We start from the raw sequence: 11,260 nt of genomic DNA on the forward strand, positions 1-11,260 counted from the left end.
GATCCCGTATAATTTATAATTCAAAAACAACAACTTAACCTGTCACAAATGTTTCACCGATTTGACATAAAAGGACGGTGCTTACAGCGCTAAGAGAGTCCCGCCGATGAAAAAAGGCAATGCGAGGGCCTCTCTAGGCCGCACTCACACAAGCCCAATGCCGGGAGATTCAAATGAACACCTTTAAGCTCACCGTTGCCGCGCTCGCTGCAACCGCCGCTTTCGCTGGCGCTGCCGTCGCCCGCGACCAGATTCAGGTTGCTGGTTCGTCCACCGTCCTGCCTTACGCAAAGATCGTAGCCGAGTCCTTCGGCGAGACCTTCACCAACTTCAAGACGCCGGTCGTCGAATCCGGCGGCACGGGCGCTGGTCTGAAGGAATTCTGCAAGGGCGTTGGCGAAGACACCATCGACATTGCAAACGCTTCGCGTCCGATCAACAAGAATGAAGCCGAAGCCTGCAAGGCAGCCGGCGTAACGGACATCCAGGAAGTCAAGATCGGTTATGACGGCATCGTCTTCGCAACCGACGCTTCCAACCCCGACGTCGCTTACGTCCCGGCTGACATCTACAAGGCTCTGGCTGCTCAGGTCGTCGTCGACGGCAAGCTCGTTGCCAACCCCTACAAGAAGTGGTCGGAAGTCAACCCGAAGCTCCCGGCTGTTGATATCGCTGCCTACATCCCGGGCGAAAAGCACGGCACCCGCGAAGTCTTCGAACAGAACGTCCTCGCTGCCGGCTGCAAGGCTTCGGGCGCTGTAGACGTGATCGCCAAGGAAATCTCCGACAAGGCCGCCCAGGGCAAGGCTTGCGTCGCAGTCCGCAAGGACGGCGCTGCAGTCGACATCGACGGCGACTATCCGGAAACGCTGGCTCGCATCGCCGCCAACAAGACCGGCGTCGGCGTATTCGGCCTTTCCTTCTATGAAAACAACGCCGACAAGCTCAAGGTCGCAACCGTGAACGGCATCGTTCCGTCCACCGAGACGATCTCCAACGGCACCTACCCGGTTTCCCGCCCGCTGTTCTTCTACGTCAAGAAGGCACATCTCGGCGCCGTTCCGGGCCTGAAGGAATACGTCAACTTCTTCGTATCCGACCAGATGATCGGCCCCGACGGCCCGCTGGCTGAATACGGCCTGGTTGCCGCTCCGGATGCCGAGCGCGACGCGATCCGCAAGGACGTCGAAGCCGGCAAGTCCATGTAATGCCTTTGCCGGCGCGGTGTCTCAAAACCCGCGCCGGCATTGCCTTATCCCTTTGCGCGCCAGCGTTTGCGGTGCCGCAGGGTTGAATTCATTCCGCATGATTGGAAGCTGCAGGCGGCTATGAAGCTGCCGGGCTTTGGGGGCTACGGGCCTGGGGACGTAACGAATGAGCACATCCATCATACTTTTGTGCCTTGTGGTGATCGGTGCCGCCGCCTATCTGGTCGCGCGCAGCCGGGCCGCAGCACTTGCCGGCGGCCGATCCTCGGCGCTGCATTCACGGCCGGCCTATTACGGCGCCTATGCGGCGATCTGGGCCGTTCTTCCCGCCCTCATCGTCCTCTGCGTCTGGCTCTCGGTCAGCCCCGGCATCATCCAGTCTTCGGTTCGCGGCGGTTTTCCTGCCGAGGTCAAGGCGCAAGCCGCCGTCGAGCAGGATCTCGGCTATTCCATGGTGGCGACCGTCGCCCGCGGCCTGACAATGCTGACGGCGGATGAAACCGCCGCCCTTGCCGGCGATCCGGCCGCTCTCCAGGCCAAGCTCAGCGAAAAGGGCGTGCCGCTTGCCGGCCAGCCCCAGCCTTATATGCTCGATGCCGCCAAGACGCTCAACGCCATGAGCGCGACGAGCCGCCTCGCGATGACGGCGGTCGTCTTCATTCTGGCCGTTGCCGGCGCCTTCTATGCGCTGCGCGCCATCGCCCCGCGCTTCCGCGCCCGCAACCGGGTCGAGCGCGTCATGCTCTGGGGCCTGCTGCTTGCCTCTTCGATCGCCATCCTGACGACGATCGGCATCGTGCTGTCCATGCTGTCGGAAGCCGCACGCTTCTTTGCCGCCGTTCCCGCCGGCGAATTCTTCTTCGGCACCGTCTGGGATCCGCGTTTTGCCGGTGCCGGCAGCTCGTCCTTCGGCCAGTTCGGCCTCATCCCGCTGCTGCTCGGCACGCTCTATATCGGTCTGGTGGCCATGCTCGTCGCCGTGCCGGTCGGCCTTTTCGCCGCCATCTACATGGCCGAATACGCCTCGCCGAAGCTGCGCGGGGTCGCCAAGCCGCTGCTCGAAGTGCTGGCCGGCATCCCGACGATCGTCTACGGCTTCTTCGCGCTCGTCACCGTCGGCCCGTTCCTGCGCGATTTTTCGGCCCAGATCAGCGGGCTACTCTCCGGCAGCTACACCAACTTCATCCAGGCGCAGAGCGTTCTGACGGCTGGCATCGTCATGGGCATCATGCTGATCCCCTACGTGTCCTCGCTGTCGGACGACATCATCACCGCCGTGCCGCGGGCCCTGCGTGACGGTTCGCTCGGTCTCGGCGCCACCCGCTCCGAAACCATCAAGAAGGTGGTCCTGCCGGCCGCTCTTCCCGGCATCGTCGGCGCATTGCTGATGACGGCCTCGCGCGCCATCGGCGAAACCATGATCGTCGTGCTGGCCGCCGGTGTCGCCGCCCGCATCCAGATCAACCCCTTCGAGCCGATGACGACGGTGACCGTCAAGATCGTCAACCAGCTGACCGGCGACCTCGAATTCACCTCGCCGCAGACGCTGGTTGCCTTCGCCCTCGGCATCACGCTGTTCTGCATCACGCTTTGCCTCAACATCTATGCGCTCTACATCGTGCGCAAATACCGGGAGCAGTACGAATGACGGATATTGTTTCTCCCACAACAGGCGTCACCGTCTCCCAGGCGCCGGCGCGCCGCGATATCGGCATCAAGCGCCGCTACGCCGCCGAGCGCCGGTTCCAGGCCTATGGCATCGCCGCCATCGCCTTCGGCCTGATCTTCCTGTTCATCCTGCTGTGGACGGTGATCGGCAAGGGCTACACCGCCTTCCAGCAGACGGCGATCACCCTGCCGATCGAATTCACCGAGAAGACGATCGACCCGAACAACAAGCGCGCGACCGACCCTTCGGTGCTGGTCGCCGCCAACTATCCGGTTCTCCTGCGCGACGCGATCGTCAAGCAGCTGAACGTCAACGCCTCGAGCAAGCCCGACGTGCGCGATGCATCGGCCATGCTCTCCAAGGGCGCGCCGATCCAGCTGCGCGACATGGTCGTCGCCGACCCGTCGATCATCGGCAAGACGGTCAATGTCACGGTGCTCGCCGACGCCAATATCGACAGCGCCAACAAGGGCCAGATCGACCTGACCGTCGATGAGAAGAACCGCAAGGTCAACGACAAGCAGGTTGGCTGGATGAACGAGCTTACGGCGAGCGGCGCTCTCCACAAGCAATTCAACACCGGCCTCTTCGTCAACGGCAATTCCAGCCGTCCGGAGGCCGCCGGCCTTGGCGTCGCCCTCATCGGCTCGCTCTATCTGATGCTGATCGTGCTGGTGCTCGCTCTGCCGATCGGCGTCGCCGCCTCGATCTATCTCGAGGAGTTTGCGCCGAAGAACAGGCTGACGGATCTGATCGAGGTCAACATCAACAACCTCGCCGCCGTCCCTTCGATCGTCTACGGTCTGCTCGGCCTTTCCGTCTTCATCAACTTCGTCGGCCTGCCGCGTTCGGCTTCGCTGGTCGGCGGCCTGGTGCTGACGCTGATGACCCTGCCGACGATCATCATCGCGACGCGCGCGGCTCTGCGCGCCGTGCCGCCGTCGATCCGCGCCGCAGCTCTTGGCCTCGGCGCCTCGAAGATGCAGATGGTGTTCCACCATGTTCTGCCGCTCGCCATGCCCGGCATCCTCACAGGCACGATCATCGGCCTGGCGCACGCGCTCGGCGAAACCGCGCCGCTGCTGCTGATCGGCATGGTCGCCTTCGTCGCCAACGCGCCGACCACACCGCTCGATCCCTCGACGGCCCTGCCCGTGCAGGTCTATATGTGGGCGAACGAGGCCGAACGCGCCTTCGTCGAACGGACTTCGGGTGCCATCATCGTCCTGCTCCTGTTCCTGATCGTCATGAACATGGGCGCCATCCTCTTGCGTCGTCGCTTCGAGCGCCGCTGGTAAACGGAGTTAAACATCATGAACATGTTGACCGAAGCTGCAGTTGAAAGAGCGCTGGATCAGAAGATGAGCAACGTCCCGTATAAGATGATCGGACAGGATGTCTCGGTTTACTACGGCGAGAAGCGCGCGCTTTTCGATGTGAACCTGAACATCCGCGAAAACACCGTCACCGCGCTGATCGGCCCGTCGGGCTGCGGCAAGTCGACCTTCCTGCGCAGCCTCAATCGCATGAACGACACGATCGACGGCTGCCGCGTCACCGGCAAGATCACGCTCGACACCGACGATATCTATGATCCCGATATCGACGTCGTCGAACTTCGCGCCCGCGTCGGCATGGTCTTCCAGAAGCCGAACCCGTTCCCGAAGTCGATCTATGAAAACGTCTCCTACGGCCCGCGCATCCACGGCCTGGCCAAGTCGAAGGCCGATCTCGACCAGATCGTCGAGACCAGCCTGCAGCGCGCCGGCCTCTGGAACGAAGTCAAGGACCGCGTGCATGAATCCGGCACCGGCCTGTCGGGCGGCCAGCAGCAGCGCCTCTGCATTGCGCGTGCCGTCGCCGTCAGCCCAGAAGTCATCCTGATGGACGAGCCCTGCTCGGCGCTCGATCCGATCGCCACCGCCAAGGTCGAGGAGCTGATCCACGAACTGCGCGAAAACTACACGATCGTCATCGTCACCCACTCCATGCAGCAGGCCGCGCGTGTCTCGCAGCGCACCGCCATGTTCCACCTCGGCAACCTCGTCGAGGAGAACGACACCGACAAGATGTTCACCAATCCCGACGATCCGCGCACCCAGGACTACATCATGGGCCGCTTCGGTTGATTTTGGCGACAGCAAGCCTTCCCTTTATTCGAGGATAAAGCCCCATGGCATCGACACATATTTATTCTGCCTATGATGATGATCTGAAGTTTCTCTCCAGGCGGATTTCCGAAATGGGCGGCCTGGCCGAACAGATGGTCGCCGAATCCGTGCGGGCGCTGGTCAACGGCGATACCGCACTGGCCCAGAAGGTCATCTCCGACGACGTGATCCTCGATCACGCCGAACGCGAAATCGGCGACAAGGCGATCGTCACCATCGCCCGCCGTCAGCCGATGGCAGCGGACCTGCGCGAAATCATGGGCTCGATCCGCATCGCCGGCGATCTCGAACGCGTCGGCGACCTCGGCAAGAACACCGCCAAGCGCGTCATCGCCGTGCAGAGCACCGGCGTTCCCCGCAAGCTCGCCCGCGGTCTCGAGCATCTCTCCGAACTGGCGCTCGTCCAGCTCAAGGAAGTGCTCGACGTCTACACGACGCGCGCCGCCGACAAGGCGAATGCGATCCGCGAGCGCGACAACGAGATCGACGCGATGTACACCTCGCTGTTCCGCGAGCTCCTGACCTACATGATGGAAGATCCGCGCAACATCACCAGCTGCACGCATCTGCTCTTCTGCGCCAAGAACATCGAGCGTATCGGCGATCACGCCACCAACATCGCCGAGACGATCTTTTACATGGCCACAGGCGCGCAGCCGGAAGGCGATCGTCCGAAGGACGACAGCGCCAACACCGTCGGCGCGGTCACGGAATAATCTCCCGGGCCAGTTGCCCGCCAGTCGATTGCGTGCGCGCCCGTCCGGGCGCGCAAAGAGGTCGCAGCCAATTTTCTGAATTTGCGCAGGATGCATTGCTTAAATCACCCCCGGTTTAAGGATCATGCGCGAGGAGACCGAGACGCATGATCCCGAGAGTTGCAGTTGTTGAAGACGAAGAGGCCCTCAGCGTGCTTCTCCGCTACAATCTCGAAGCCGAAGGCTTCGAGGTCGATACCATCCTTCGTGGCGACGAAGCCGAAATGCGGCTTCAGGAGCGCACGCCCGATCTTCTCATCCTCGATTGGATGCTGCCCGGCGTCTCCGGCATCGAGCTCTGCCGGCGCCTGCGCATGCGGCCGGAAACCGAGCGCCTGCCGATCATCATGCTGACGGCGCGCGGCGAAGAGAGCGAGCGCGTCCGCGGCCTTTCCACAGGCGCCGACGATTACGTCGTCAAGCCCTTCTCGACCCCCGAGCTCGTCGCCCGCGTCAAGGCGATGCTGCGCCGCGCCCGCCCGGAAGTGCTGTCGACGGTGCTGAAGTGCGGCGATATCGAGCTCGACCGCGAAACCCACCGCGTCCATCGCAAGAGCCGCGAAGTCCGCCTCGGCCCGACCGAATTCCGCCTGCTGGAATTCCTGATGTCGTCGCCGGGCCGGGTCTTCTCCCGCTCGCAGCTCCTGGACGGCGTCTGGGGCCACGACATCTATGTCGACGAACGCACCGTCGACGTCCATGTCGGCCGCCTGCGCAAGGCGCTGAATTTCTCCAACATGCAGGACGTCATCCGCACCGTCCGCGGCGCCGGTTATTCGATGGAAGCCTGAGGCTGAGGGAGTGTGCGGTCGGCGTTCCACCGAGGCAGCGTTTCCCCCTCCCTCATAGCGCCGGCGCGGCGTATGAGCCGATACTACCTTACCTCTGTCATCCAGGCACCACCTCTCCTCCGTCATCCCAGGGCTTTACATCAAGCTCTGGGATGACGGAGCGTGGGGTTGGCTTTGTTGCCAAACGCGAAGGTCCGCTTCCCCACTCGAATAAAAAACGGGCCGCTCGGCCCGTTTCTCATTCTCGGCGATGCTGTCTTCTCAGCCGACCCGCGCTGCTGCCCGGCGGCGTTCGTTGACCGGCTGGTAGGCGAGTTTCTGGTGATAGCTGCAATAGGGCGAATTGTCGGGGGATTCGCAGCCGCAGAAGTGGAAGTCGTCCTTCAGCGGATCGCCGACCGGCCACTTGCAGGTGCGTTCGGTCAGTTCCGTCAGGCCGAGGCGGCGCGAGATCGGCACGACCACGTTGCCCTTCGGCACATATTCCATTTCCTCGACCGTTTCGATCTCGATCTCTTCCTTCAGCATCGTCGCGCCCTGCTGGCGGGTCACGGTGCGGGTGGTGGTCGTGATGCGAGAGGCGTAGTTCGGTGCGCGCGGCGCCGATGTGGTGCGCTTCGGCGTTCGCGCCGCGGTGTTGGTGCCGCCGGCCTTGGCGCGGCCCGGAAGGCTCAGCCTGTGTACCTTGCCGATAACAGCGTTTCTGCTGACACCGCCAAGTTGTGCCGCGATCTGGCTCGCGCTCAGTCCTTCGGCCCAAAGCTTCTTGAGTTTCTCGACCCGCTCGTCTGTCCAGTTCATGCCCTGTCTCCACCTTTCGCGTTGGTGATGGCAGAATCCCTCACCGTTGTCCCGGAAGGCTCCGAAACAAGAAACGCCCGATCAATTTTGGTGACTAGTTCCGCCGCATGCAGTCTAGTAATTGAACTTTAACCTAGTGTGAGCCTGACTCCCTGACAAGAGTCGCGGGAATCCGGATGAATCGAATTCCGAGTTTTCCCCAACTTGCTGCCCCGGCGTGTCATTTCTGCAATAATGCCTGTTGAAGACTGAAAATGCCGCTGTACACCCTTGCTGCATGCGCTAAGGGCGCAGTTTTGTTGACATTGCAGCGCGAAAAGGAAATAGTGCCAGTCGCCGCCGCAAGGCGGCATTTTTGATTTTTCGGGCCCGGTTTTCTTAGCCGGAGTCCGGTGATTGACAACGCTGATCGGGAGACCGCGCCATGGCTGAAGCCGCGCCGCTTTATGACACCTATTCTCGTGCCCCGCTGCGGTTCGAGCGAGGCGAGGGCGTGTGGCTGATCACCGAGAGCGGCGAGCGATATCTCGATTTCGGCGCCGGCGTCGCCGTCACCTCGGTCGGCCACGGCAATCCGCATGTCGTGGGCGCATTGAAGGAGCAGGCCGACAAGGTCTGGCACCTCTCCAACATCTATGAGATCCCCGGCCAGGAGCGCCTGGCAAAGAGGCTGACGGACGCCACCTTCGCCGACAAGGTGTTCTTCACCAATTCCGGCGCCGAGGCGCTTGAGTGCGCGATCAAGACGGCGCGCCGCTACCAGTTTTCCAAGGGCCATCCCGAGCGCTTCCATATCATCACCTTCGAAGGCGCCTTCCATGGCCGGACGCTGGCGACGATCGCCGCCGGCGGCCAGGAGAAATATCTCGAAGGTTTCGGCCCCAAGGCGCCGGGTTTCGATCAGGTGGCTTTCGGCGATATCGAAGCGGTCCGCGCCGCCATCACCGATGCGACGGCGGCCATCCTCATCGAGCCGGTGCAGGGTGAGGGCGGTGTGCGTCCCGCCACCCCCGAGTTCATGAAGGCGCTGCGCCAGATCTGCGACGAACACGGCCTGCTGCTGATCCTCGACGAGGTCCAGACCGGCGTCGGCCGCACCGGCAAGCTTTTCGCCCATGAATGGTCGGGCATTACACCCGACATCATGGCCGTTGCCAAGGGCATCGGCGGCGGTTTCCCGCTCGGCGCCTGCCTTGCGACGGCAGAAGCCGCCTCCGGCATGAAGGCCGGCACCCATGGCTCGACCTATGGCGGCAATCCGCTGGCCATGGCCGTCGGCGGCGCCGTGCTCGATGTCATTCTGGCCGACGGCTTTCTCCAGCAGGTACGCGATGTCGCGCTGGTCTTCCGCCAGGGCCTCGCCTCGCTGAAGGATCGTTATCCCGATGTGATCGAAGATATCAGAGGCGAGGGGCTGCTGCTCGGCGTCAAGGCCGCCATTCCCTCGGCCGAACTGCTGCAGGCGATCCGCGCCGCCCATCTGCTCGGCGTGCCCGCCGGCGACAACGTCATCCGCCTTCTTCCGCCGCTCGTCGTCACCGCCGAGGAAGCCCGCGAGGGTCTCGCCCGCCTCGAGCGCGCTGCCGAAAGCATCCGCGCCGCCAAGATCAAGAAGACGGCTTGAAGGGATTGCGCCTTCGGGCGCACGACAGGTTAACAACATGGCTCCTAAACATTTCCTCGATCTTTCGGCGGTCACCTCAGCCGACCTCAGAACCATCATGAACGATGCGCTCGCCCGCAAGCAGGCCTTCAAGGCCGGCACGGGCGACAAGCCGCTCGCCGGCAAGATGCTGGCGATGATCTTCGAAAAGCCGTCGACGCGCACCCGCGTCTCCTTCGACGTCGGCATGCGCCAGCTCGGCGGCGAAACGCTGTTCCTGTCCGGCACCGAGATGCAGCTCGGCCGTGCCGAGACGATCGGCGACACCGCCAAGGTGCTGTCGCGTTATGTCGATGCGATCATGATCCGCACCACCGAGCATTCGCGCCTGCTGGAGCTTGCCGAGCATGCGACGGTACCGGTGATCAATGCGCTGACGGATGACACCCATCCCTGCCAGATCATGGCCGATATCATGACCTTCGAAGAGCACCGCGGGTCGATCAAGGGCAAGACCATCGCCTGGACCGGTGACGGCAACAATGTGCTGCATTCGCTGGTCGAAGGGGCCGCCCGTTTCGGCTATCGCATGAACATGGCCGTCCCCCTTGGTTCGGAGCCCAAGGATCACTATCTGAACTGGGCCCGCAATGAGGGCGCCGAAATCATGCTCTGCCATGATGCCGACCGTGCGGTCGAAGGCGTCGATTGCGTGGTGACCGATACCTGGGTCTCCATGAATCAGGAACATCGGGCCCGGGGTCACAATGTCTTCCAGCCTTACCAGGTCAATGCGGCCTTGATGGCGAAGGCCGGCAAGGATGCATTGTTCATGCATTGCCTGCCTGCTCATCGCGGTGAGGAAGTGACGGACGAGGTGATCGACGGTCCGCAATCCGTGGTCTTCGATGAAGCGGAAAACCGTCTTCATGCGCAGAAGTCGATTCTTGCTTGGTGCCTGGGCGCGATCTGAACCATATTCGGATGTTGCGAGTTAGAAGCTTGCGGCCCGACTGCGCGAGCGCCGGACACTTTGGCCGCCGCTCCCGAAACTAGGAGTAAAGCCATGGCAGAAGCTGCAGCCGCCCTCGGCCAGTTCGATTTCGCCGGCGATGACCATGTCGTCCCTTTCCAGGTGGAGGGTCTGGATGTGCGCGGACGCGCCGTCCAGCTCGGCCCCATGCTCGATGCGATCCTCGAGCGCCATCATTATCCCGCGCCCGTTGCCCGGCTGCTGGCCGAAGTCGTCGTGCTGACGGTGCTGCTCGGCACTTCGCTGAAGTTCGACGGCAAATTCACCGTGCAGACCAAGGGCGATGGCCCGGTCGATCTTCTCGTCGCCGATTTCTCGACGCCGGAAAATGTCCGCGCCTATGCCCGTTTCGATCAGGCGCTGCTCAACAAGGCGGTTGCCGCGGGTGAAACCGAGCCTGAGCAGCTGCTCGGCCGGGGCGTGCTCGCCTTCACCATCGACCAGGGCAAGTTCGGCCAGCCCTACCAGGGCATCGTCGAGCTCGACGGCACCTCGCTCGAGGAGATCGCCGGCGTCTATTTCCGCCAGTCGGAGCAGATCCCGACGCGCGTGCGGCTGGCTGCGGCCGAACTGCTCGATCGCGACGAGGCCGGCAGGCCGCGCCATCGCTGGCGGGCAGGCGGCCTTGTCGCCCAGTTCCTGCCGGAAGCGCCGGAGCGCATGCGCCAGCCCGATCTCCACGGCGGCGACGGCGACACCGGCAGCCGCCTGCATGGCGAGGACGATGCCTGGCTCGAAGCCCGTTCGCTGGTCGAGACCATCGACGCCGATGAACTGACCGACCCGCTTGTCGGGACAGAGCGGCTGCTGTTTCGCCTGTTCCACGAGCGCGGCGTGCGCGTCTACGAACCCCGCGCCGTCTTCGACCGTTGCAGCTGTTCGCGGGAAAAGATCGGCGGCGTGCTGAAGGGCTTTTCGGCCGAGGAGATCGAGGCCAGCCAGGAAGGTGGCGAGATCGCGGTCACCTGCGAATTCTGCTCGACCACCTACCGCTTCCAAACCGTTGAGCTTCAGCCGGCGGAATAAGTCTCGTAGCGCCGGCTGCCCCTCACCCTAACCCTCTCCCCGTAAAAACGGGGCGAGGGGACGTGCCTTGCGAAAGGTTGGTGGGGAACGGAGAGGTTGCGGCGATCCCCCTTCGCCCCGTTTACGGGGAGAAGGTGCCGGCAGGCGGATGAGAATCTGTGTTGGTTGTCAAGGCGGATTTGGGGTCCAGAGGCGGTCCTGAG

Annotated in this window: 10 protein-coding genes; 9 read left to right on the top strand and 1 reads right to left on the bottom strand. The window is 63.0% G+C overall.

What is annotated here, in order from left to right; all coding sequences use genetic code 11:
- The first annotated feature begins 173 nt into the window (after window positions 1-173).
- The 6 genes from GGD57_RS27565 (at window position 174) to phoB (ending at window position 6,594) form a co-directional block, all read left to right on the top strand.
- Window positions 174-1,208 carry a substrate-binding domain-containing protein gene (locus tag GGD57_RS27565; protein ID WP_184473336.1) on the top strand — a complete coding sequence of 345 codons (1,035 nt, stop codon included), beginning with the start codon at window positions 174-176 and terminating at the stop codon, window positions 1,206-1,208.
- Between the two features lie 166 nt (window positions 1,209-1,374).
- Complete coding sequence (gene pstC / locus GGD57_RS27570) at window positions 1,375-2,856, top strand: phosphate ABC transporter permease subunit PstC (RefSeq protein WP_184473337.1); 1,482 nt, start codon at window positions 1,375-1,377, stop codon at window positions 2,854-2,856.
- A complete protein-coding gene (pstA, locus tag GGD57_RS27575; protein ID WP_184473338.1) occupies window positions 2,853-4,175 on the top strand; it encodes a phosphate ABC transporter permease PstA in 1,323 nt (440 codons plus the stop codon). Before pstC ends, pstA begins: the two co-directional genes overlap by 4 nt.
- A 15-nt stretch (window positions 4,176-4,190) precedes the next feature.
- Complete coding sequence (gene pstB, locus GGD57_RS27580) at window positions 4,191-5,006, top strand: phosphate ABC transporter ATP-binding protein PstB (protein ID WP_184473339.1); 816 nt, start codon at window positions 4,191-4,193, stop codon at window positions 5,004-5,006.
- 44 nt (window positions 5,007-5,050) lie between these two features.
- A complete protein-coding gene (phoU, locus tag GGD57_RS27585; protein ID WP_184473340.1) occupies window positions 5,051-5,764 on the top strand; it encodes a phosphate signaling complex protein PhoU in 714 nt (237 codons plus the stop codon).
- Window positions 5,765-5,910: 146 nt separating this feature from the next.
- Window positions 5,911-6,594 carry a phosphate regulon transcriptional regulator PhoB gene (gene phoB / locus GGD57_RS27590; RefSeq protein ID WP_010068798.1) on the top strand — a complete coding sequence of 228 codons (684 nt, stop codon included), beginning with the start codon at window positions 5,911-5,913 and terminating at the stop codon, window positions 6,592-6,594.
- A gap of 261 nt (window positions 6,595-6,855) precedes the next feature.
- Here the strand turns inward: phoB and GGD57_RS27595 are convergent, their stop codons facing one another.
- A complete protein-coding gene (locus GGD57_RS27595; RefSeq protein WP_184473341.1) occupies window positions 6,856-7,395 on the bottom strand; it encodes a GcrA family cell cycle regulator in 540 nt (179 codons plus the stop codon).
- 424 nt (window positions 7,396-7,819) lie between these two features.
- Here GGD57_RS27595 and GGD57_RS27600 point away from each other — a divergent pair, with 424 nt between their 5' ends.
- The 3 genes from GGD57_RS27600 (at window position 7,820) to GGD57_RS27610 (ending at window position 11,057) form a co-directional block, all read left to right on the top strand.
- On the top strand, window positions 7,820-9,019 hold the full coding sequence (locus GGD57_RS27600; protein WP_184473342.1) for an aspartate aminotransferase family protein: 1,200 nt from the start codon (window positions 7,820-7,822) through the stop codon (window positions 9,017-9,019).
- 37 nt (window positions 9,020-9,056) lie between these two features.
- Window positions 9,057-9,971 (top strand): ornithine carbamoyltransferase, encoded by a 915-nt coding sequence (gene argF / locus GGD57_RS27605; protein ID WP_184473343.1) that lies wholly within the window; start codon window positions 9,057-9,059, stop codon window positions 9,969-9,971.
- Window positions 9,972-10,064: 93 nt separating this feature from the next.
- Window positions 10,065-11,057 (top strand): Hsp33 family molecular chaperone, encoded by a 993-nt coding sequence (locus tag GGD57_RS27610; protein WP_184473344.1) that lies wholly within the window; start codon window positions 10,065-10,067, stop codon window positions 11,055-11,057.
- Window positions 11,058-11,260: the final 203 nt, after the last annotated feature.

Source organism: Rhizobium esperanzae (assembly GCF_014197615.1).
GTDB lineage: Bacteria > Pseudomonadota > Alphaproteobacteria > Rhizobiales > Rhizobiaceae > Rhizobium > Rhizobium esperanzae_A.